The sequence below is a fragment of the Perlucidibaca sp. genome (genome assembly GCF_057084925.1).
Window position 1 is genome coordinate 16487 of sequence record NZ_JBXMRC010000022.1, and the last position, 23803, is coordinate 40289.

Consider the following 23803-nt stretch of genomic DNA (forward strand, 5'->3'; position numbering starts at 1 on the left):
GCTCAATCACGACGATGCTGCTCCACCGGCATTCGTCGCCTTAATTCATGCTGCTCACTCTCATCGTACAACGCCGTAACCAACCCTTCGCCCGACTCATGGCGCTCTGCCAGAACCTCACCCCATGCATTGATCACTTGGCTATGACCCCAAGTTTTGCGCTGCTCGCTATGCTGCCCACCTTGACCTGCCGCAACAACCAAACACTGATTCTCAATCGCGCGGGCACGCAACAGAACCTGCCAATGCGCCTCACCCGTGACCGCGGTAAACGCGGCAGGCACCACTAAGATATCCGCACCTAAGCGACGCAGATGTCGGGCTTGCTCAGGAAATCGCAGGTCATAGCAAGTCAGCACACCAACACGGCCGACGGGCGTTTCGATCAGGGGAATGTCATCGCCGGGCTCAAAGGTAGCCGACTCTTGATAGCGGCCCTGCGCATCTGCCACGTCGACATCAAAGAGATGGCGCTTATCGTAGCGTCCCAGCAAAGTACCATTAGGGCCAAAAACCAGTGTTGCACTGCGCACACGGCCCTCAGGTACTGTGACACCATCAGGGCGCTGTCTAAGCGGGAGCGTGCCAGCAATCAAAGTCAGCTCATGCTGCCGCGCTTGTTCGGACAACCACGCCATGATGAGCTGAATCTGCCCAGCCTCAGCCAGCTGCGCTGCTGCACCAAAAATGGCGGCATTCTCGGGGAGCAGTAACAGTTTTACGCCTGCATGGGCCGCTTGCGCAAAGCCGCGAGCTAAACTGGCCTGATTATCGGACCACTTTGAGCTACTCACCATTTGCCAAGCAGCAACGCAGGCCTTATTCATGGCTTGGGATCCGTTGCTGCATCCGACTTGGGCAGGTTCGCTGGCAACGATTCCAAAGCTTCATCGTCAACAACCAAGTTCTCCCAACTACCACTAACCCGATAGCGAACTGAGGTGAGCTTTGCCAGCTGCTTATCCAATAAAAGATCGGCCGCAACTAAAGCGCCGCCCACAATGGGCCCCGCCAAAAAGCCAGCGAGCACTGGCACAGCGCTACTGACGGGAACGCCCACACGCAACTGCTGATCTAAGGTTTGATTATTGAGATTGACCCAACCACGCCCGCGAATCTGTACCGTGGGCCCTTCTAAATCGAACTGTGCAGGCTTGAGTACCCCTTGATTGAGGTCCGCCTTCACCATAATTTTGTCGTAATTAATGCCTTTGCGCGTGATGTCGGTGAAATCGAAGCGCAGGCGTCTTAATAAATTACTGGCGTTAATCAGGCCAAAAATTCGCGTCGCTAAATTGACGCCACTCACTTCTTTTAAACGTCCCTGCTTCAGCGTCGCCGTCACATTGCCTGAGCTTTGATTAAGGCTAAATTCATTAGGAGCGCCGGGCCAAAACAACTCGCCGCTAGCCTCTAAGGACTCACTACTCAGCGCATTGGCAACACCCATTTGGGCCATGACTTCACCGATATCCTTCGCCTCAAGCTGCCCCTTTACCAGCGTCATTTTTTCACCTTGCAGACCCCATGAGGCACTGCCTGAGAAATTCAAAAGCGGCTGCTTGAGCGTTAATGGCGAAAGCATCCATGACTGATTTTGTTGTCGCAACACCCCCGACACTTCGGTCACCGGCCAATTAGGCCAGCGCGCAGGCTGCAGCCCTTTCAGCTGGAAGTCCCACGCGCTATCAATTTTCGTGGCCTTAATGCGCGTATTGGCAAAACTCTCGTCACCCAACTGCAACGCGCCTGTTTCCAGATTGATCTGATGCAATGCTGGCAATTCTGCCGTCATTGATTTTCGACCCGGCAAGGCCAATACGGGTTGTGCGATAAAATCTTGCCACGCGGTAAGGTTCACTTTGGCGACGCGCAAATCGGCAGAAATACCGCTCTGACTAGGCCAAGCTAAACCGGGTACACCGTAGCGAATTAATGCGCGTTGAATCCCACCATTTTTGGTGACGACACCCATGCGCAGGTCATTCCCCAGTGTCACACTGGCCTTGTGCTCTGGCGCTTGGCCGAGTGTTGTTTGGTAGTGCATCGGCAGAGGAGTGGCCGCCAACTTGCCCAGAGGCGCGGGCAACAGGATTTGTGTGCCCACCAAGCTACTATTGATTTGCAAACTACTTAACCCGGGTGCCGAGACAGGCAAATTCACCTGCACATCAGCCACTGAGCGACCTCGGGCGTAGCGCAAAACATCTACGCCAGACCAACGTCCTAACGCCGCCATATCAATGGGGGCTTGAACAAATACTTTTTGTTGCCACCACTGCCCCCGACGCTGCTCACCGCGCAATTGGATAGTCACTGGTTTTTGCCAAAGAGCGGCCTGCAGAGATGACGCATCAAGGCCTTGCTGATTATCAAATCGAAGGGCGCCTTTGACCTGTTCAAATCGCAGATTCTCCTGCGCCAGCTCAATGACTGCGTTATTCAGTTGCGCATCTACTTTCACCGCGGTAGTGCCTGATGACAACGGCACAGAAAGGGCCAAACGAGCCTGCGCAGGACCAGACAATGCCAACCGCTCAGCCACCCCGGCAGTCCGTTTCTTTAAAGGTGACTCGGCTAATAGCTTATCGACATCCGCTAAATCCAGCGCTAGGTCCGCGTTAATGGACAACACGGGGCGGTGAAGATCCGGAATGTCAGCGAGCAGATTCTTGGCCTGAGCAGAGAGTATGTTGCCGCGCTCACCGCGCACGGTTAAGCGCTGCCCAGAAATATCCACGGTAGCATCTAAGCCAGAAAGCACGGGCCAGCCCGGTACGTAGTCTAGGACCGCGTTCTTGAGCTTGAACTGCATATCCAGACGGCCGCCCTTTGGGCCGCCGTAAAGTGGGCCGATATGAACAAAGCTAGCCTGCTCAATGTCTCCCGATGTCAGCGACTTTTTGAGCCAGGCCAAGGTATTGTCGCCCGCTGAATGCCATGGCACATAGCGATACGCACTAGCCAACTTGGCATTGCGTAGACCTGCGAGTAGCTCCAACTGACCTTGGCCTGGATTTTTGTCCGGCAGGCGCAATGCAAACTGAGCATTCGCTTCAGCATCGGCATTCACTAGCTTTAACACATCACTATCGATATGCCATAAGCCCTCTCGATGCTGCCAGCGCATCCCACCCTGCAGGCTATCTACCGCGATCGGTTCGCGAAAGACCTCTGGCAGCAACAATCGAGCTTGGCGCGTATCGAAATAAACCAGCCCTGTGCGGGTACTTGTTCTTAACCACCCCGCCATGCGCTCGAAGCCAGGGCGCTTGCCCTGAGGTTTAACACTGAGTGCTTTAAACTCCGCTTCTACACGCTGAAATTGCCACCCTGCCTGCGCCTTATCTAGCTGCAGATGAAGCCGTGGCAAGACGCCTTGCGGCTGCGCCACTGCCAATTGATCCGCCAGCCGCTGGGGAAGCAATTTCAACTGTAGGGCATGAGCTTGTAACTGCGGCAGAACCATACGAGCCGCTGCAATAGTCATTTTATTGGGTCGTAAATCGACCGCAAATCGGCGCAACGGCAGCGCCAATCCATTGAGCTGACCCGCCAGATCATCGCCCGCAAATGTCCAATTATCTGCGTGATGCGTCATGTTCAGCACGCCGCTTAGCCCGACGATGCTCTGCGCCCCATGTGCAGGCAATGCAACCGTGGCGTCAACGTTATTGAGCGCGGCCGTTAGCGTGCGCGGAGCGCCTCCCTTGCTCGCCAGCCAGAGCTTTAAATCACCCTGTTTTAATTGCAAATCACTGACTGACGGTATCGGCCAAATGGAGTTAAGACTGTTAAGCCAAGGCTGCCAAGCCGATAGCGTGTTCATTTGCACATATAACTGCCATGGGCTGTCACGCCATGCCATTGGATCTTGCCCCATGACCAGCAGAGCTTGCTGCTCTACCTCACTACCGGCCAGTGTAAAGCCCACCTGAAGACGGTAATCCGATACGGCATTAAATTGGGTTAAGTGCAGCTTTTTAAGGGTCAAACGGGGTTGGCCTGAAACCTGCCAATGCAATTGGTTATCTTCTAGCGTCAACCCGGGCTGAGCCAAAAGCCAACGCAACCCTTTCATGGCATTCGCCGGATCGGACTGCTTTAAACTGGCAAACTCTTTCACCTGAATACTGCCGTCAGGGGCAGCCAACAACGTCACTTGCAGCCCTGAAAGCGTGGTGCGTAATCGTGGACTGAGATCGAGCAGGGTCGCCCACCAGTCTGGCGTTGTCGACATGGAAGGAATGGTTAAGAGCACTTGCTCAGGATGAGCGGGATCGCGCAGCGTAATGTTTTTGACGGTGAGCACAGGACTTAATTGGCGCCAATCGCCCGCTAACGTACCGATACGAATATCTAAGCCGGATTTAGCACTTAACCAGTGTTCAACATGTTGCTTTTGATCACCCACATAGGGCATGAGCTCACGACCCAAGCCCACCACTAAGGCAAGTGGGATGAGCAGAGCAGCCAATACCATTAAGCTGCTATGCAAAACACGATCTAAGCGCGACACCGTGTGTGTCACTCGCTCAACTCACGCGCGTTAGAGCAAAACCACATCGTACTGCTCCTGGTGATACATCGCCTCGACTTGGAAGCGTATGGGCTTACCCACAAAGTGCTCCAAATCCGCCACAGCCGCAGACTCTTCGCCCAGCAGACGATCTATGACACGCTGATTGGCCACGACAGAGTATCCGTGAGCGGCATCATAGGCCCTCGCCTCCCGCAGAATCTCTCGAAAAATCTCAAAGCAGACCGTTTCCGCTGTTTTCACAGTGCCTCGGCCCGCGCAGGTCGGGCAGCTCTCACATAACAAATGCTCTAGCGACTCCCGGGTGCGCTTGCGAGTCATCTCCACCAACCCTAACTCGGAGACTTGCGTGATCTTCGTTTTAGCATGATCACGGCTGAGCATTTTTTCCAGCGAGCGCAAGACCTGACTGCGGTGATCTTCTTCCTGCATGTCAATAAAGTCGAGGATGATGATGCCGCCCAGGTTGCGCAAGCGCAGATGTCGGGCAATCGCGTGCGTCGCCTCTAAGTTCGTTTTGAACACGGTGTCTTCGAGGTTACGTGAGCCGACGAACGAACCGGTATTCACGTCCACCGTGGTCATGGCTTCGGTCTGATCAATAATCAGATAACCACCCGACTTCAGCAGCACTTTGCGCTGCAAGGCTTTGTGCAAATCGTCTTCGACATTATATAAATCAAAGAGCGGTCGTTCGCCGGGATAATGCTCTAGGCGCGACTCCAAGCCCGGCACAAATTCGCGCACGAACTCAATCGCCTTGGCATAGGTTTCACGAGAGTCTATGAGCACTTTCAACACGCTGGCGCCAACAATGTCGCGCAAGGTGCGCAAAGAAAGCGGCAGCTCTTCATAAATCAAGGCTGGGCCATTGGTGTAAATGGCTCGCTCGCGAACATGTCGCCAAAGTTTGAGCAAAAACGCCATGTCATGATCAAGCTCAGCATCATGAGCGCCTTCAGCAACCGTGCGGATAATAAAGCCGCCACCGAGCTCATCAGGAGAGGACTCTCGCAAGCGACGAATCCACTGCTTTAAGCGCTCACGCTCTGGCTCATCTTCAATCTTTTGCGACACGCCAATTTGGTCGCTATAAGGCATATAGACGAGGTAGCGCGAGGGAATAGACAAGTCCATGGTCAGCCTAGCCCCTTTGCTGCCCATCATGTCTTTCATGACCTGAACAGTAACGGACATGCCGTCATGCATGCATTCTTGGATGGTTTGTGGGCGCAGGCCTTTGGGTGGAATGCGCACCTCATTGATGTGTAAGAACGCTGTACGCTCTAGGCCAATATCTATAAAAGCAGCCTGCATTCCCGGCAAGACTCGAACGACTTTGCCGCGATAAATATTGCCGACCAAACCGCGTTTTGCCGTTCGCTCAATAAACAGCTCTTGCACCACGCCATTCTCAATCAGAGCGACACGCGACTCCATGGGCGTGACATTGATTAAGACTTCATCCGTGCTGAGGGTGCGCATAGCACTCCTTAAGGCCAAAGTGGAAAATTCGCGTCCCGCAGTAAGGCGGCTGTTTCAGCCAATGGCAAACCCACCACGTTGCTATAACTGCCGTCTATGCCGCGAATATATAACGCAGCTCGGCCCTGGATGGCATAAGCACCCGCTTTGTCTTGTGGCTCACCCGTATCCCAATAAGCCTTTTGGTCTGCTTCAGGAATGCCGGCAAAGTCCACACGTGTGCTGACGACACAATCCGCTGTCTTTCCAGCATGCCAGAGAGCAATGCCCGTCAGTACGCAATGATCATTCGCCGTGAGGTGCCGCCAAATCCGCTGGGCATCGGCAAAGTTTTCTGGCTTGGCGAGGATTTCTCCGCTAGACACCACCGTCGTATCCGCCGCTAAGACCCAAATGGGCTCATGGACATGAGCAAGCCGAGCAGCCACCGTTTCAGCTTTTGCCTTGGCCAAACGAAGCACGTAGTCGCTGGCCGACTCGCCTGCCTGCAGGGACTCATCGACATCAGCAGGTAAACAACGCGCGGTGATACCAATTTGGCGTAGTAAGTCTGCGCGCCGAGGAGAGGCCGAGGCCAAATACAATCCGCCCGGCATGATTAACGCTGCGTCCAGCGGCGCAAAGACAGCAGCACCGTTGGCCAGATTAAGGCACTGGCTACCGCCGGTAGAAAGTAGCTCAGATCCGTCGGCATTTCGCCGCGCACAGAAAGCACGGCATACGTGACTGAGCGATCGAGCAGAATCAATAAGAAAACCAAGGCAGTGGTTTGACGAACTGAAAACACGCCCGACCAACGCTGCGTCATGCGGGCGACATAAATCACCAACACCAGCGCGAGAGCATGCAGACCCAATGGGCTGGCTAGAAAGGCATCAAGCAACAGGCCCATCACCAAAGCAAACCAAAGCCCCACCCAGGAAGGCGCATGCATAACCCAAAAAATCAGCACTAACATGACCCATTCGGGCCGCCACGCTTGCAGGGCATCAGGTAATGGCAAAATGCTCATCAGCAACGCGGCCGACAAGCTCCAAATAATCGCCAGGAATGGGCTTCGGGGATTAGCCACGGGGCACCTCGGTGGCGACTGGAACGGAGGGAGCACTAACGGCGGGAATCGATGCATCCGTAGCCGGAATAGGCGCGCTGGTCGCCGGGACTGCAGGCGTCATAACGTCATCGGTAGCGGGTAGAGGTGCACTTGTCGCAACCGTTGGACGTTCAAACAAGGCGAGTAGATAGCGACTGCGATCAAGAGCAGCGACCGCTCGCGCAGAAACTTCAAGGAATTGCTCGCCGGGCACTTTACGGATACGCGTCACAACCCCAACGGGATAGCCTGCTGGAAAATCTTGGCCTAGCCCCGAAGTCACCAACAAATCGCCTTTCTTAATATCTGCCGTTTCCGGCACAAACTGCAGTGACAACTCTTCTGGATCGCCCGTGCCACTTAAAATAGCGCGTATACCATTGCGGTTAATTCGAACGGGAACCGAGTGCTGACGATCGGAGATCAACATAATGCGAGCCGTCTGCCGCCCCACAAACTGAACGCGACCCACTACACCGCGCGCGTCCAGCACCGGCTGTCCTTTATACAACCCTGCCTCAGCACCTTGATTAACGATGAGCACATGATGCGTCGTATCGGGATCAACACCGATCACCTCGGTGACTAAAACACGGCTTTCAATGGACTCCGCTGCTACGGTTAAGCCACGCAGCCTGGCATTGTCATTACTCAAATAGGAGAGCTTTTGAACACGGGCAGACAGCACTAAATTATCCTGACGTAACTGCGCATTTTCCCGCTTCAGTGCCGCCCCCATTCGAATGCTATCCGCCGCTTCTTCAAACGCGGTGCTAGGCAATGCAATAGCCAAATACACAGGCTCTACCAAGCTGTAGAGCTGGCGCTGCAGTGAGGCAAGCCATCCCCATTGCAAGCTGTCACCCACAAGCAACGCCACAGAAAGCGTTAATGTGGCGACAATATGCACTCGATCGCCGCGCTGGCGAGTAAACAACGAGTTGTCGATGATGGCCTCCCGAAGGCACCGTAAAGCGTTGTGTTTTTATACACGGCCTAGCCGCAGAGACAAGCCATGTCATCAACGAAAATATGAAAAAGCCGGCACATTGGCCGGCTCTTACCACCTAGCGACGACTTAGTCCTGGAACAACATGTCGTAGGCGATATTGTCGATGAACTCGAGGGCACGACCGCCGCCACGAGCGACGCAGGTCAGTGGGTCTTCCGCCACGATCACCGGCAGGCCAGTTTCCTTGGCCAGCAGCTTGTCGAGGTCGCGCAGCAGCGCACCACCACCGGTCAGCACCATGCCGCGCTCGGCGATATCGGCGGACAGTTCGGCCGGTGTCTGCTCAAGTGCGCTCTTGATGGCCGTCACGATGCCCGCCAGTGGGTCCTGAATAGCGCCCAGAATTTCATCGGAGTTGAGCGTAAAGGTGCGTGGCACGCCTTCAGCGAGATTACGGCCACGGACTTCAATTTCACGCAGCTCGCCACCGGGGAAAGCCGTACCAATTTCTTGCTTGATGCGCTCAGCTGTGGCTTCGCCAATCAAGCAGCCATGCTGACGACGAACATAGGACACGATGCAATCATCAAACAGATCGCCACCGATTCGTACCGAGTCGGAATACACCGAACCCGACAGCGAGATCACGGCAATTTCAGTGGTACCACCACCGATATCCACAACCATGGAGCCACAAGCCTGTTCAATCGGCAGGCCTGCACCAATGGCAGCAGCCATCGGCTCTTCAATTAAGCGCACTTCGCGGGCACCGGCCCCGAGCACGGACTCGCGGATGGCACGACGCTCTACCAGTGTCGACTTGCAAGGCACACAGACCAGTACACGAGGACGCGGCGGCATGAAGCCTGTGTCATGCACGCGCTTGATGAAGTACTGCAACATTTTTTCGGTGACTTCAAAGTCAGCAATCACGCCGTCTTTTAAAGGACGAATAGCGGCGATGTTGCCCGGTGTGCGGCCCAGCATACGCTTGGCATCCATACCGACAGCCACAACGGTTTTAGTGGCACCCGAGGTGCGAATAGCAACCACCGACGGCTCATCCAGCACGATACCGCGCTCAGGCACATAAACCAGCGTGTTGGCGGTACCGAGGTCAATAGCGAGATCGGTGGAGAACATCCCAAGGAGGCGTTTAAACAACATGAGCAATTCCGATTTGATGAGCGCGTGGCGCCGCGCAAAGAAGCCTAGCCTGCAACAGAGGTGTGACAAGCATTAAAGTGGTACTAGGTTAAACAAAGAGACCATTTTGGACAAGTTCTGTTCTGTGATAACTTGCGTTCTTTAATGCATTCGCAATCCTTTATGGCCGCCCGCAAACGCAGGGCGGCATCGTCTGGAGTTCGCCCTCATGGCCCTGACCACCGATCAGGTGGCGCGTATCGCCCATCTTGCCCGCCTGCAACTGCCCTCTGATGAAAATTTGCGCGTCACCGAGAGTCTGAACAACATTCTGGGGCTGATCGATCAACTGCAAGCGGCCAACACTCAGGGCATTGAGCCCATGGCACATCCGCTGGATGCCACCCAGCCGCTGCGCGTCGACCGCGTAACCGAATTAAACCAACGAGATGCTTATCAAAGCATTGCACCCGCCGTCCAGGATGGTTGTTACCTCGTGCCCCGCGTCGTCGAATAATTTAGTAGTAGAAGCCGCTATGACTTTGCATACCCTAACGCTTGCCGACCTAGCCCTCGGACTGGAGCGCCGCGACTTTTCCAGCGTGGAATTGACGCAGCATTTTCTCGATCGGATCGCCCGCTATGACAGCGCCGCCAATGGCGGCCTCAATAGCTTCATCACGGTCACACCAGAGCGCGCTTTAGCCCAGGCAGTCGCCGCCGATGCCGCCCGCAGCAACGGCACTGCCGGCCTGCTCAGCGGCATCCCGCTGGCGCAGAAGGACATTTTCTGCACTCAAGGCGTGAAAACCACCTGCGGCTCGAAAATGCTCGACAGCTTCATCTCGCCGTACAACGCCGAAGTCATTAGCCGCTGCGACGCGGCCGGCCTGGTCATGCTTGGCAAGACCAACATGGATGAATTCGCCATGGGCTCGTCGAACGAGACCTCCTACTACGGGTCGGTGAAGAACCCGTGGGATGTCACCCGCGTGCCCGGCGGCTCCTCCGGCGGCTCAGCTGCAGCGGTGGCGGCGCGCCTAGCCCCGGCAGCATCCGGCACCGATACCGGCGGCTCGATTCGCCAGCCGGCAGCGCTGTGCAACCTCACCGGCCTCAAACCCAGCTACGGGCGCATTTCGCGCTGGGGCATGATTGCCTTCGCCTCCAGCCTCGATCAGGCCGGCCCGATGACACAGACCGCTGAAGACGCCGCCCTGCTGCTGCAGGTCATGGCCGGGCACGATGCCAAGGACTCGACCTCGATTGATCACCCGGTGCCGGATTATCGCGCCAGCCTCAATGATTCGCTGCAAGGCCTGCGCGTGGGTCTGCCCAAGCAGTTCTTCGGCGACGGCCTGAATGCCGATACCGCTGCGTTGATTCACGCCGCCATCAAGGAAATCGAGAAACTCGGTGCCACGGTGGTGGAAGTCGATCTGCCCAACAGCGGTCTGTCGGTGCCGGCCTATTATGTGATTGCGCCGGCCGAGTGCTCGTCGAACCTGTCACGTTTTGACGGCGTGCGCTTCGGCCATCGCTGTGAAAATCCGAAGGATCTCGAAGACCTGTACAAGCGCTCGCGTGCCGAGGGCTTCGGTGCCGAAGTGCGTCGTCGCATCATGATCGGCACCTATGCGCTGTCGGCTGGCTACTACGATGCCTATTACCTGCAGGCCCAGCGCGTGCGTCGCCTGATCAAGCAGGATTTCGACATCGCTTTCCAGCACTGCGATGTCATCCTCGGCCCGACCGCGCCGGAAACGGCGTTCGCACTCGGTGCCAAGCAGGAAGATCCGATTGCGATGTATCTGCAGGACATCTACACGATTGCCACCAATCTCGCCGGCCTGCCCGGCATGAGCATTCCGGCCGGCTTCGTGCGCGGCTTGCCAGTGGGCTTGCAACTGATCGGGCCATATTGGAGTGAGTCTCGCCTGCTCAATGTCGCGCATCGCTATCAGCAAGTGACCGACTGGCACCGCCAGCTGCCCACCGCTTTCGCTTGAGGAAACACGGAAAATGACTTGGGAAATCGTCATCGGGCTGGAAGTGCATGTTCAGCTCAATACACAATCAAAAATCTTCTCTGGCAGCTCCACCACCTTTGGCTCAGAACCGAACACACAGGCCAGCCTCATTGACCTGGGCATGCCCGGTGTATTGCCCGTGCTTAATGCCGAAGCCGTTCGCCACGCTGTCCGTTTCGGGCTGGGGATCGAGGCCGAGATTGGTCGTCACTCGGTATTTGCGCGTAAAAACTACTTCTACCCCGACCTGCCCAAGGGCTACCAGATCTCGCAGATGGATCACCCCATCGTGGGCAAAGGTCACATCGACATCACGCTCGATGACGGCACGGTGAAGCGCGTCGGCATCACACGCGCACACCTCGAAGAAGATGCCGGCAAGTCGCTGCACGAGAACTTCTCCGGCATGACCGGCATTGATCTCAACCGCGCCGGCACGCCGCTGCTGGAGATTGTCTCGGAGCCGGACATGCGCTCGGCAAAAGAAGCCGTGGCCTACGCCAAGGCCATCCATGCGCTGATCCGCTACCTGGATATTTCCGACGGCAACATGGCGGAAGGCTCGATGCGCTGCGACTGCAACGTGTCCATCCGCAAGCCCGGCCAGCCCTTCGGCACACGCCGTGAAATCAAGAATGTGAACTCGTTCAAGTTCATCGAAAAAGCCATTCAGGCGGAAGTCCTGTGGCAGATGGACGAATTGGAATCGGGTCGATCCATTGTGCAATCCACCGTGCTCTACGATGTCGCCAAGAACGAAACGCGTGCCATGCGCAGCAAAGAAGAAGCGAACGATTACCGCTATTTCCCGGACCCGGACCTGCTACCCGTCATCATTGATGACGCCACACTAACGGAGATTCGTGCCAGCCTGCCGGAGCTGCCAACAGCCAAGCGCGCCCGTTTTGAAAGCGAACTGGGGTTGTCTGCGTATGATGCAGGAGTATTGGTGGCGAGCCGCGACCTGTCGGCTTATTTTGAGGCCACGATGATGGCCGCAGGCGGCGTCTCTGCCGCAAAAGCAGCCGCTAATTGGGTCAGCGGTGAGTTGCTCGCCGCGCTCAACCGCGCTGAGTTAGAGATTGTCGACTCACCCGTATCGCCGGAACAGCTGGGTGGCTTGATTTTACGTATTACGGACAACACCATATCAGGTAAGATTGGTAAACACGTATTTGCCGCACTGATGGCAAAGGAAGGCGCTAGCGCCGATGAAATCATTGCAACGCAAGGTTTAAAACAAGAAACCGACACCGGCGCTATTGAGGCCGTCATTCGGGAAGTCATCGCGAGCAATGCTGCACAAGTTGAGCAATACCGCGCCAGTGACGAAACCAAGCAAGCCAAATTATTCGGCTTCTTTGTGGGACAAGTCATGAAGGCATCGCGCGGCAAAGCCAATCCAGCAGCGGTAAACGATTTGCTTAAAACCATGCTGATGAGCTGAAGATATGAAGAAGGCACCCCAGCCCTCGCTATCGTTTTTACTGATTTCAAGTGCCATTGCACTGACGTTGACCGGCTGCAAAATGAGCCCGACGCCGACGAAACCACCGGCCTCTCCAAGCTATCGCTTTAACGCGAGCGCAGAGAACCCGGCGTTTATTGGCAGCCATGGATTTCAGTTGGGTCAACTAGATAGCTTGCTAAAAAATAGCCAGCAAGCGAATGCGCTAACCCTGTATGTGGGTGCAAATACCGCACTTAAAAAAGGCCGTCTTGTGGATGCAGGCCTGCTCTACCAGCAAGCACAAGTTCGCCGTCTGACTGACCTGCAACGCTACCCCGCTAAGCCGGACGCGCAAGCGGACGTAAAGACGGTCAATCGCCTAAAAGCTAACGTCAGTGCTGCATTGGGACCCAAGTTATTAGATAGGCCCAAACTGTATGGGCAGATCGCTCAGCGCCTAGAGCGCTGGCGCTGTGATACCGCGTCGGGCTACAAGCCTAGCTGGCAGTTTACGCGCATCGTTCCATCCATTACATGCACTAGTTTTCAACAGCAAAAAGTTCGGCTGATGCGCGATCTATCGGTGCTGATGATGCAAGAGGAATATGCCAGCGCGGCACAGCTCGCTGAGTACTATCAAAATAGCTCCAGCTCGGTCCGTGAACTGGCCGGCTTGAAAGAAGGTTATAACCGGGCTTTGACCACCATGCGCAACATTGAGCGCAAACAAAAGCGCGTCGGGTTATCGACGCGCTTTTAAGACTTAATGAAATAAGGTTAACCAGCTCAGGGCGCCACTACGGCGCCCTGTTAGCATGGACTCTTGTCGCGCAGCAGGTGCAGATGGCAGCGACGGTGGCGTCATCGGCACCACCACGGCAACCAGTGGCACACGGATGATATTGGCGTAGCTATCACCCACATTTCGCGGTTGAGATGACGGCACCATGAACTGCCATTGTTCGCCATCGACTTCGGTCGTCGTTAGAGGCAGGAATGCGTTATCTGTGTCATGCGTGGCGAAATAGTGAATACCGTTCGCGCCATAAACTCCCTGCTGCTCCTCGCAATCCACTTTCCCGTTGCCATTACCGCCTCGTGCAATCGCATCGTTTTGAGCATATGCCGCCATCACCCGTGCATCAGCACTGGACTCACCTGGCCATGGTCGTTTAACGGGGTCATCCCCTGTGCCATCATCCAAGCAGGCATCATCACGGTAATAGGGCACTACCAAGGGATTACCTAACGCGGTGGCACCCTTTAACGCGAAGATATAGACCAGCGATCCGCTATTACCCTTGCCCGATATTTGCTCCCAATTATTAAAAGCAAGCGGCAAGTTAAACGTGGGATCAGCCACATCCAAGAACAACGGGCAGCGACCCTTCGCATCGGGCGGACGCGGGCCATCCGAGGTTATGCATTGACCGCCAATGGGTGTGATGGCATCAATCTGACCGAAGTCATCGTTAACCCCATCCACTGGAACCCCTTGCGGGCGCAGGGCGGTGAAGTAACGACCGGGCTCGACACCATTGGCTCGCTCAGTGGCCGTGGGCAACATGGCATTTCGGTTGTAGTCCCAGCTGGTGTAGAGGCCGTCGGGCGGAATGGGATGCACACGAATTCGGTAGCGATACGACACGGCATCACGATAGAACGTTTCCGTTTTCGTGACATTCGTGCCCGAGTCCGCACCCCACACTTCTCGCATGCAGCGAACCGGTCCGCAACGCTCGCCCAATAAGGTCGAGTTTGCTTCCCAGTTGACTTGCTCATCCTCAAAGCCCACCAAGGAGATGGTGGAGTCTGGAGATTGCTGGAAGGCGCGGCCTTTCCAGCGGTCAATCAAATCGGGGCGCGTGTCTTTAATGGCCGCCCAATCCGGTTTAGCGATGCCGGGAGCCTTGATTCGAATATCGCGCACCATCCAACGACCCGTGGCTTCCCAACGGTAGGTATCCGTTTCAACCACCAGGCCATCGCGCGGGAAGCGATCGGTAGAGGCGACCGGCGTTCGGCCATCACGGCAGACGCTGCCTTTGCGGTTAGGGCCATAGTTGGTGTTACTCGAACCGAGAATTTCCGGGTCATCGGGGGTGTAGAAGCTACGATCAATCCATTGGTCGGCGTTTACGCTGCGTAAATAACGCACATAGATTGACTTGTGTTTAAAGCTCGAGCCGCCCGCCTGCCTAACCACATAGACCACGCGCTCTGCCTGAGGGTCCGCCACATCTTGCAAGCGCACCATCTGTACTTGAGTCGCCTTGCTGGGTAACTGACCGATAGGGGCCATCGTGCCCGCATCACTGGCCATAAAGACGACTTCATCATCGTCATCTAAGGCGGCAATCGGGTCTTTCTTACCGGCAGGATACGCTGCTTTACAGGGATTATTCGGCGCATTTTCCGCGGCCCAATTTTCGCTATCCCAAGCATAGGTCAGCTCAGGGTCTGTACCCGAGTAAATGGAGAACGAGGACCCCGCGTTCGCCAAGAAAAAGGGAAACTTCTCATCGACCTGGACCGGAATTTCTTCAAAGCCGGTTCCTGTCCATTTATAAGCCGCGACCTCGTCTACGGGCGTACCCAATGGCAAGGCCTGACCTGCAACCGGGTAGAGCATCATGCCGTTATGGGCATCGCGTACTTCGCCGATTTTCAGTGGATCTCGAATCGCATTCAGAGCCGCTAACGACTCGGTCTCCCCCGACTGCCCGGTAATGTTTGCGCCCGAAGGGAAGGGGTAGCCCTGCCCCTGTGCCGCTGGAGATGACCATCCCGGCAACTGCGCGCCGGTCAGTACCACCGCTTCCACCGAGCGTGCAGGCTTGATGGCGGCCACAGCAGACACCGGATCATCTTGCAAGCCCAGGAAGCGGCCGAAGCCATCAAGCAAACGCGCGAACATGCCCTGCGGGTCCGGCGCCGCTGATGCGGCGCCTGCGATGGCCGATGCGGGCCCATCATCACCGCTGAAGACATCTGCTAATGAACCGCCAAACTCGGTGAAGGCAAACTGACCTGCATCCATAGCCCCGGCAAAATCGCCGTTGACCAAAGCCGCAATAACCGCATTCAAGTTGGCTCCGAACTCCGCCACAGCACCCATGATGCCGCTTCCGTAACCGGCTTCTGCAACCTCGTTGCTCGGTGGGGTATTGGACGGCGGCAAGGGCGCCGCATCACCGGTAAACGACACGCCGGCACCGTCCATCTGTGGACAGGCTTGCGGAGTGGCCAACAGGTCCGAATAGACAAGGCGGCCGTCTGTTCGCAAGAATCTGGCCTTTTGACAGCGACCAATAATGGTATTGCGAGGGTACTCATGCGGATCAAAGTCATCCGCATTGGGTGGCCGATTATCGGCAGGAGGAATCGCCGTTTTACCTTCGTCATAAACAATAAGCGCTGAACCCGCAATGCGCTGACGGTCGGCATAGCCGGCTTCATCGAGTAAATCTAAACCAGCCAACGGGCTTTCATCGGGGTAACGTTGTCTTAAGAGATCTGCACGACTTGCAAAACAGTGCTTCACATCACCGGAACACTGGTTGGGTCGTTTAAAGAAGACATCCGCCCCCTCCACGCCTAGGGTACGCGCCATCACTTCCGCACTGGTCATGCTGACCTGATGATCGGCAAAACCAGGGGTCAGCAAAATCTTCTTCGCCGGCAGCGGCTTGCCGTCCAAGCCAGGCAAGGTCCGATTGGGCTTACCGAGAACATGGCTATGGCCAGCAACCGTTATGGTGCTGCCCACACCATCCCCCAGATTTTGGGCGTAGCCGTTGTTTTCGGAGCGATCCCAGAGCATCTGAATCAAACTCAGCCCTAATTGCTGATCAATGGTGTTTTGATAGGCCGCGTACATGAGTCGGGCATAACCATCAAAATCAACACTGCGTTGCAGGAGGGTGCTGTAGTTCATACCGGGCACACCCAGTACGCCGCGATGAATGTCCGGCGATACCGCAACCACCACACCACCGTCAATGCCGCCCTGACTGTTACCGTCATAGAACACTTCACGGTTATCAATCAGCGGACGGCCATCGGCACTGCGGAACGCAGGATCAGCAATAAAGCCATCCTCTGCTTTCAGCAAACGCCCCATCACCACAAAGTTCAAGATGCCTTGCTGAACGCGGTCCGACAGGGTTGGAAAGCCCGACAAATCGAGCAAGATCGTGGCCGCATTGGCCACATCGGCCACGCCAGACATACCAACCCAATCCGTGGCACAGAAGGTGTAGTTATGCTCGCCACCAAAGCGCCGTAGCTGCCCCTGACCGATCTCGCCGCGACTACCGAATAAGCCATGCCCATACAGCGAAACACGCGATGGCTTAACAACCATTTGAGTGTCGCTGCCACTGCTTCGGCTGCCCGAGAATGCTGCGCGAGGAATATGGCAGGTGAATGGCACGCTAACGGTCGGCTGAGCGGGGAAGGGTTTGGGTGTCTCATAGACACCAGGGTTGGGTGTACCAAACCAGAACTTGCCGCCCACCTGTCTGTCCACATCACCTTGACCGGTATTGCTCACGGGGCGATCAATAAAATTCGGCACCGTCATCGTGCCGTTAATCACACGGGCGATACAGTTATCGGTGGCGCCGCCATCACGACAGTCACCGGCACTGGCCACATAGGGCTGATCTACCACGGAGGTGATGGTGAAGTCTGGCGTACCTGCCGCCAGCGCTTGGTCACGCATAGCCACTAACCGGCCCGTCAAACTGCGCTCACTCGCCACAGTAAAGTCCCAGGCGCTGTAGAGCGATTTAGGATCAATGCCTGCCTTGTTTTTCAGGGTCAGCATAACGTCGTCCAACGCGGCACAACGTTGCGCAACCGCTGGCAATTGCCTCAGTGGGCTATCGGCTTGATCACGACATAAATTGAAGCCGGGTGTGGAGGCAATGAGCTTACCGTCACTGTCACGCAACTTTCGCAGAGCTACGATATAGCGGTGACCATTTTCAAAGTTGATGCCCGGACGAATGATGAGCAACGGCCCGGGGTCGCTGGTAGGGTCATTACCATCCCGCGCATCGTGAATGGGCTTGGTGGCGTCATTGCAGCCCGAGCGGAAAGTCTGCACGGCATTGGTAATGTCGTCTTGCCCACCCAAATCCGCCAAGGTTTGAAGCGGCGCGGGAATATCACAGGACGTGTAGCCGGTAATATTGGCATCCAACTCCGCCCAAACTAGGTGCGGCTTATTGTCGGTCACGTCATAAACCACAATGGCCGAATCAGGATGCAAGCTATTTTCCATGCGCTGATCAAAGCCGGGCTTACCGATTCGAGGCACTGGTACGCCGACAGCCGCCGTTTTGTCTAAGCTCAGTCCGGGCACGCGAATGAGCAGTGTTTGGCCTGGCGAGAAACCATCGGCACGATTTTGATCGGCAGGATCAATCGGCTTTCCCACCACATTGCGTGGCATGGCCAGCGGGTTAAAGTTCACTCGCACGCCCGTTTCAGTTTCTCCCGCTTGGGTGAAATGATTGTTCGGGAATGGCAGCAGGCAATTGGCTGGATCAATAAAATCACAGCCCCGCGCCGATGCGTCCAACACATCGGTCAGCAACGCCAGATCGTTCGCACTGGCACCGCCGGGCGCTGGAGTTCCACCGCCACCACCCGGAGCATCTGGAAGCCCTGGAATGCTAGCGCTAGCCTCGGCGAGCGCATCGAACACCGCGCAAGCTGGCTCAAGTGGCCCCGCGACGCTGTGGCAGCCCTCTGCCAAGAAATTAATCCCGTCTTTGAAACTGCCCAATAGCCCCTCGGGAAGCCCGAGCAACTGCATCAGCCGATCCTGACCGACACCGACAATACAACTACCAAAGTCCATCGCGATCTGGCAATCCGTAATGGCTGGTGGCAAAAATGAAGGATTCGGTGGTTCTACACCAAATAAGGGGGCATAGGCTTGAGCACGCAATAACGGCGCGGTTAATGGACCAAGCGATACGAACTCTTCATAGGCCGTGCCGGGCACTAGCAGCCCTGCACCGCCCGAAGGATCTACGTAGCTAAACTCTTCTTCCGGAATAATGTAGCCAAAACTGTTATGCGTCAGCCCGAGTAATAGCGTGTGACGCTCGGGCTTGGCCTGCGTTAGCGGCGAATCATTCGCCAAACGACGAATCATTTGACCAAACGTGTTCGTGGCTTCGCCCGGAATAGTGACAATTTCCAAACGGTTTTTTGCAGCACTGGTCGCATCGTCCGTTCCCAAACTAATACGACTGACCAGTGTTCTGGCCACCGGTGCCGGCTGCGGCAACTGATTCTGCACCGCCTCAAACTGGGCCACCGCGTCTGCTGGCAACTGGTCAAAGCCGGGAATATCGTCCTTGGGGACTTGGCTAAACTGGTAGTAGCCGTTGAACTGACTCATCAGCCCCAGCGCCACAAACAAGGGGTTGGAAACGGGAAGCACCGCTTCTTTGTGGGCGACAGTCATGACGGGATCAATCGCGACCGCGTTGCTGGCTAGATAACTAAAGGCTTTGGCTGCTAAGGCCTTGCCGCGCGATTTAACGCGAGCATATTCCGTGCTGCCCTCAGTGGGCCCGCCAGGGGATGCATCAGCAATCGGGCCGTTAAAATACAGGCCAGTCGATTCAAAACGCTCCTCCAATGCCTCGGTGACACCAATGGGGTAATCCGGATGAGGCACTCGCACCACCGTACCATCAGGCAACTTGTAATCGTCATTGCCGATGGATGTTGGGTGAGCCGCATACTGCATCAGGCTGCCCACTAACTGATCACTCTCGCTGTCCGTGTCATCAGCCTTTGCCATTAGCAGGGTAACGGCGGGGTCGGCTTGATGCTGTGCTTCATCACGATATTTCGGACGGCGATAGTTATTGAATTCATCTGCATCGCCACGCGCCATACTCAATCGGGCGGGACGGCTGTTGTTGATGGCCAGCGTGGTGGCTCGCTCTGTACCCTCGACTAAGGCTTGCTGACGCCAGCTCTCAGGCACCCCACCCCACAGGCCTTGCAAGTCAGCGCCCGCGTGCGAGTGAGTTTGTCCAAAGAGGACATTGCGCGTAGGAATACAGAGATTCATTTCGCAGCTTGCGCGATTCACCGCAGCCTTAACGGCGTCTTGAATTAAGTTACCGGCACCAATGGCATCCAGGGTGACGAAGGCGATGCGCTCCGATGTTTTGGGGTCTAAAAGGACCATGACGCGGACATTAATGTCATCCACGCAGGTCGCCGGATTGCGATTCGTCGCGCTAATTTCCGGACTGAAACACCGCGCTCCTGCAGGCGGATTGGATACAGGCAGCGGAGGCTCACCGGCACGAACCTCCGGCAGTGGGCCATAGCCCGGCAGCAGCTTAAATGGCCCAAAGCCGTAACCGCCTAAGTGGAAAAACTGCAGACGCGTGCCACCCGCGTAAGACTCCAACTCACCGGCAATTTGTGAATTCGTGGGTGTTGCAACGGCTTTCGCGCTGCCAACTTGGAATAGCTTTAATGCTTCATCATTTTTCAGCTGAACCGTTGCGGACTTCTCCGCTTGGCTCACTAAGTTAGCCACAACCGCAAAGGACTCATCACGCTCTTCAAATAGATCACCCTTAATCGTGATCGGTAATAGCACAGAGGTCGCCCCCTTAGGCACCATCACAACAGCATGCGTGATCGGCTCAAAGTCGGCACGCTCACCACTACTCCGCGCGCTGCCCGGCGTTGTCCGATAGTGCAGTTCCAGCACACGATCCGCCGCCTCAGACAACGTCGCTTCAACATTCGCGACACTGCTGCCATTTCCCTCGGCTATCGACAGGCTTTTCAACGACAACGTTGGCAGGGTTTCAACACGGTCATCGTCTTGAATGGTGATGGTAGTCGGCGAGCCATTCACCTGAACACCCGCATCGACAGCCGTTACCGCCAGACTGAAGCTTTCATCGGTCTCAACTTGAGTGTCTTGAACTACGGTGATCGGAATTTGGAAACTCGTGACCTGAGCCGGAATGGTCAGCAGCGACTCGGTACGCACAAAGTCTTCGCCTGCTTTTGCGGTGCCGTTTGTTGCCATCACGCGAATACTTAATGCTCGGTCTAGCTGCCCTTGACGCAATAGCGTCACGACAGTGTCACCTGCACTTTCGGGTAATGTCGCAGGCGCCAGCGTAAGTACCACGGGGGCGCCCACGGTATCGTCATCTAGGATGTCGATGTTAATCACCGTCGATGGCAAGGTGGCATTGCTGGGTGAGCTCAGCAAAACCGTGAAACGTTCATTGGCTTCGGCTGCACTGTCGCCACGAACGGTGACAGGAATACGCTGCGTGACATTTCCAATCGGAAAAGTGACCGTGCCACTGGTCGCCACATAATCGCTGCCCGCACTGGCGGTGCCGGCGACCGTTTCAAAATTGACCGTGACGATTTTGTCGCTGGCTGCTGAAAGTTTCAGCTCCACCAGCACCTCTTGATCTGACGCCCCTTCCAGCACCGATAGAGTCGACAATGAAGGGGAAATCACCACCGGATCTGTCGCACATTGGCCATCGGGATTTTGGTTGTTTTGAATATCCTGCTCACTACACGCCAGATGCTTTCCAGCCACTTCAGCCGTGACCAAGCTGCGGTTTTTCGACTGCAGGTAACCCATGAGTTTAGGGTTTTCAGCCGCCAGATTTTCTGGCGCCACATTGAGCTTCACTTCAGTAATTTGCTCGCCGGCGGGCAACTTACTCAAGTCCTCCTGCGCGTCACTCAAATCAATCCCATTGGCGGTATTTTCATCGGCATCCAGCGTTTGGAGAATGCGTGCGAGGTTAAGCACGCGACGATCATCGAGCGCAGCGTCGGGAAAAATATCCCGGGGCGTCATGATGGCCTTAGCCAAGATCGGGCCATCACCTAAAGGCAAGTTAGGCATTAAGGAAAAGCGCGCCTGACTACCTGGGCGGTATAGGAAGCGGCCCTCTCTATCGGTTTGACCTGATGCAGACTCTGTCTGATAAAACAGGCCTTGAACGGGGCTATCAATAAATCGCCCGGTCTGATTTCGGTCTTGAGTAGTGACTTCACTGCAACCCATTATGGCGAGCGATAGCGATGCTACCGTGGCAAATGCGGAAAAAGGCGTGCGTGCAAGACGAGTAATGGCAAGCATAGGTCGATCCACTTATTATTTTTATTGTTACTTTGTGTAATTTTTTGATTATGAATCGTTACACCAAACCCCCTTCAAGGCAAGGTTTCATTAGGCCCGGTAACAAAAAACCCGCCGTAGCGGGTTTCCTGTTTCAGCAGGGATGAAGGGCTTAGAAGCTGGATGCATCCAAGGCCATCATCATGTCTGAACCGGCCTTCAATGCACTCACACGTGCCTTCAACTCGGGCAGTAAGCGTGCAAAGAAGAAACGGGCCACGACTAATTTGTCGGCATAGAACTCACCCTCCTGCTTCCCTGCGGCCTGCGCCATGAGCAGCCACATGTGGGCGTAGCAGAGCAAACCAAAGGCATGCAGGAAGTCCACCGACGCACCGCTGATTTCATTGGGCTGCGTACGTGCAACCGAGAGAATCCACTCGGCTGCCGAGGCAATGTCATTGGCCGCTTCAGCCGTTGCTTGGGCAAACCCTGTCAGCGCTGCATCCTGCTCAGTCGCCGCGACCAACGCACGAACTTCCGCTAAGTAGGTGTTGATGAACGCACCGTGATTGCTCACCAGCTTTCGACCCACCAAATCCAACGCTTGAATGCCGTTTGCGCCTTCATAGATTTGTGCAATGCGGGTGTCACGAACTAACTGCTCCATGCCCCACTCACGCACATAGCCATGACCGCCGAAGACTTGTTGCGCTTCAACACAGGCATCAAAGGCTTTATCGGTGAGGAAGGCCTTAGCCACGGGCGTCATGAGCGCGACGATATCAGTAGCCGCCGCCTTTTCGTCGGCGTCGGTGCCGTATTTGGCGAGATCGAGATACTTCGACACATACATGGCAAAGCAACGACCGGCTTCATTGTGGGCACGCACTTTTAACAGCATACGACGCACATCGGCGTGTACTAGGATACTGTCGGCAGCTTTTTCCGGTTGCTTAGCGCCGGTTGCAGAACGGCCTTGAATACGGTCTTTCGCATAAGCCGCCGCATTCTGATACGCCACTTCGGAGGCACCAATGCCCTGCAAGCCCATCGACAGGCGCTCGTAGTTCATCATCACGAACATGGCAGCGAGGCCTTTGTTCACTTCGCCAACCAGCCAGCCTTTTGCGCCATCAAAATTCATCACGCAAGTAGCCGAAGCTTTGATGCCCATTTTATGTTCGATGTTACCGGCAGATACCGCATTGCGTGCGCCTACCGAGCCATCGTCATTCACCAAGAACTTGGGCACCAAGAACAACGAGATGCCTTTCGAGCCGGCGGGCGCATCCGGCAATTTGGCCAGCACCAAATGAATGATGTTCGACGTGAGGTCATGCTCACCGCCGGTGATAAAGATCTTTGTGCCCGACACTTCATAAGAGCCGTCAGCTTGAGGGACGGCTTTAGTCTTGATAATGCCCAGATCAGTACCGGCATGCGGCTCCGTCAAACACATCGTGCCAGACCACTCACCCGAATAGATTTTGGGCAGATAACGCTCATTGAGCTCATCACCCGCATGCTGTGACATCGCCAATGCCGCTCCAATGCCCAGCAAGGGATACAGAGCAAACGACGGGTTGGCACCAAAGAGAATTTCTTCGGTCATGACCGTGACCATTTTAGGCATGCCCTGACCGCCCCAACGCGGATCGGCACCCAAGCCTATCCAGCCGCCTTCGCCATACTGCTTGAAGGCATCTTTGAAACCGGCGGGCGTGGTCACGACACCATTGTTAAACGCTGCGCCCTCTTCATCGCCACTGCGATTCAGCGGAAAAACTACGTTCTCGTTGAACTTGGCCGCTTCTTCCAAAATCGCATCTACGGTATCGCGATCCACTTGCTCAGCCAGTGCAGGCAAACGTGCCCATAGTTCGCTAGCCTGAAAAACCTCGTCGAGGATAAAGCGCATGTCGCGCAGCGGAGCCTTAAAAACTGGCATAG

Annotated in this window: 13 protein-coding genes; 4 read left to right on the plus strand and 9 right to left on the minus strand. The window is 55.7% G+C overall.

Annotated features, from left to right (window positions below; genetic code table 11):
- Positions 1-2 precede the first annotated feature (2 nt).
- The 7 genes from AC14IB_RS06075 to AC14IB_RS06105 form a co-directional block, all read right to left on the minus strand.
- Positions 3-827 carry a carbon-nitrogen hydrolase family protein gene (locus AC14IB_RS06075; RefSeq protein ID WP_484231033.1) on the minus strand — a complete coding sequence of 275 codons (825 nt, stop codon included), beginning with the start codon at positions 825-827 and terminating at the stop codon, positions 3-5.
- Positions 824-4531: a YhdP family phospholipid transporter gene (locus AC14IB_RS06080; RefSeq protein WP_484231034.1), complete on the minus strand. Its 3708-nt coding sequence runs from the start codon at positions 4529-4531 to the stop codon at positions 824-826. The genes AC14IB_RS06075 and AC14IB_RS06080 overlap by 4 nt, the downstream gene beginning before the upstream one ends.
- 18 nt (positions 4532-4549) lie before the next feature.
- The gene (gene rng / locus AC14IB_RS06085; RefSeq protein WP_484231035.1) at positions 4550-6025 is read right to left on the minus strand and encodes a ribonuclease G; all 1476 of its coding nucleotides are present in this window, start codon (positions 6023-6025) and stop codon (positions 4550-4552) included.
- Between the two features lie 8 nt (positions 6026-6033).
- Positions 6034-6621 (minus strand): Maf family protein, encoded by a 588-nt coding sequence (locus tag AC14IB_RS06090; protein WP_484231036.1) that lies wholly within the window; start codon positions 6619-6621, stop codon positions 6034-6036.
- A gap of 2 nt (positions 6622-6623) precedes the next feature.
- Entirely contained in the window at positions 6624-7097 is a 474-nt protein-coding gene (gene mreD / locus AC14IB_RS06095) for a rod shape-determining protein MreD (RefSeq protein WP_484231037.1), read from the minus strand.
- Positions 7090-8028 (minus strand): rod shape-determining protein MreC, encoded by a 939-nt coding sequence (gene mreC / locus AC14IB_RS06100; protein WP_484231038.1) that lies wholly within the window; start codon positions 8026-8028, stop codon positions 7090-7092. The genes mreD and mreC overlap by 8 nt, the downstream gene beginning before the upstream one ends.
- 168 nt (positions 8029-8196) lie before the next feature.
- The gene (locus AC14IB_RS06105; protein ID WP_068860795.1) at positions 8197-9234 is read right to left on the minus strand and encodes a rod shape-determining protein; all 1038 of its coding nucleotides are present in this window, start codon (positions 9232-9234) and stop codon (positions 8197-8199) included.
- A gap of 211 nt (positions 9235-9445) precedes the next feature.
- Between AC14IB_RS06105 and gatC the strand changes: the two genes are divergently transcribed.
- Genes gatC through AC14IB_RS06125 form a run of 4 tightly spaced genes read left to right on the plus strand, consistent with a single transcriptional unit; the run spans position 9446 to position 13456 of the window.
- Positions 9446-9733: an Asp-tRNA(Asn)/Glu-tRNA(Gln) amidotransferase subunit GatC gene (gatC, locus tag AC14IB_RS06110; protein ID WP_484231039.1), complete on the plus strand. Its 288-nt coding sequence runs from the start codon at positions 9446-9448 to the stop codon at positions 9731-9733.
- 25 nt (positions 9734-9758) lie between these two features.
- On the plus strand, positions 9759-11225 hold the full coding sequence (gatA, locus tag AC14IB_RS06115; protein WP_484231126.1) for an Asp-tRNA(Asn)/Glu-tRNA(Gln) amidotransferase subunit GatA: 1467 nt from the start codon (positions 9759-9761) through the stop codon (positions 11223-11225).
- A 13-nt stretch (positions 11226-11238) separates the two neighbouring features.
- Complete coding sequence (gene gatB / locus AC14IB_RS06120) at positions 11239-12693, plus strand: Asp-tRNA(Asn)/Glu-tRNA(Gln) amidotransferase subunit GatB (protein WP_484231040.1); 1455 nt, start codon at positions 11239-11241, stop codon at positions 12691-12693.
- A gap of 4 nt (positions 12694-12697) precedes the next feature.
- Positions 12698-13456, plus strand: coding sequence for a hypothetical protein (locus AC14IB_RS06125; protein WP_484231041.1), 759 nt, complete (start codon positions 12698-12700; stop codon positions 13454-13456).
- A 3-nt stretch (positions 13457-13459) separates the two neighbouring features.
- On the opposite strand, the gene AC14IB_RS06130 is transcribed toward AC14IB_RS06125, so the two are convergent.
- Positions 13460-21871 carry a Calx-beta domain-containing protein gene (locus AC14IB_RS06130; protein WP_484231042.1) on the minus strand — a complete coding sequence of 2804 codons (8412 nt, stop codon included), beginning with the start codon at positions 21869-21871 and terminating at the stop codon, positions 13460-13462.
- A 151-nt stretch (positions 21872-22022) separates the two neighbouring features.
- The gene (locus tag AC14IB_RS06135) at positions 22023-23801 is read right to left on the minus strand and encodes an acyl-CoA dehydrogenase C-terminal domain-containing protein (protein WP_484231043.1); all 1779 of its coding nucleotides are present in this window, start codon (positions 23799-23801) and stop codon (positions 22023-22025) included.
- Between the last annotated feature and the right edge of the window lie 2 nt (positions 23802-23803).